This is a genomic window from Actinomadura napierensis (assembly GCF_039529375.1).
In the GTDB taxonomy this organism is placed as follows: Bacteria; Actinomycetota; Actinomycetes; order Streptosporangiales; family Streptosporangiaceae; genus Spirillospora; species Spirillospora napierensis.
In genome coordinates this window covers 1-534 of the sequence record NZ_BAAAMR010000412.1, presented here as the reverse complement: position 1 = coordinate 534, position 534 = coordinate 1, and the positions used below count along the sequence as shown (strand labels likewise).

General features: G+C 39.3%; 1 protein-coding gene. It reads right to left on the bottom strand.

Translation table 11 applies throughout. From position 1 onward, the window contains the following. Positions 1–96: 96 nt before the first annotated feature. On the bottom strand, positions 97–534 hold a 438-nt coding region (locus ABD296_RS50205), incomplete at its 5' end, for an FKBP-type peptidyl-prolyl cis-trans isomerase (protein ID WP_344285809.1).

Genomic DNA, 534 nt, shown 5'->3' with positions numbered 1-534 from the left:
CCTAAAAATAAATTAACTCTATGAATATTATATAAATTAAAGACATAAAAAAAGCAAAGCCGAAGCTTTGCCTTTTATTATCTTCTAAAAGAAGACTTAGTGGTGGTGACCACCCGCACCGTGTACGTGACCGTGATCTAATTCTTCTTGAGAAGCTTCACGGATTTCTACGATTTCAACTTCAAAAGTTAAATCTTGACCAGCAAGTGGGAAGTTTGCATCAACGATAACGTTGTCACCTTCAACTGCTTTAACAGTAACGATTTGAACGCCGTCATCTGTTTGAGCTTGGAATTGCATACCTGGTTGAATGTTATCAACGCCTTGGAACATTTGAGCAGGAACTTCTTGTACTAGGTCTGGGTTATATTCGCCATAACCTTCAGCAGCTGGTACGTTAACAGTGAATTTATCACCAACAGTCTTACCAGTTAATGCATTTTCTAAACCAGGAATGATGTTGCCTGCGCCATGCAAATAGGCAAGTGGTTCACCTTGAGATTGATCAAGTGTTTCACCCTCAGCGTTTGTTAA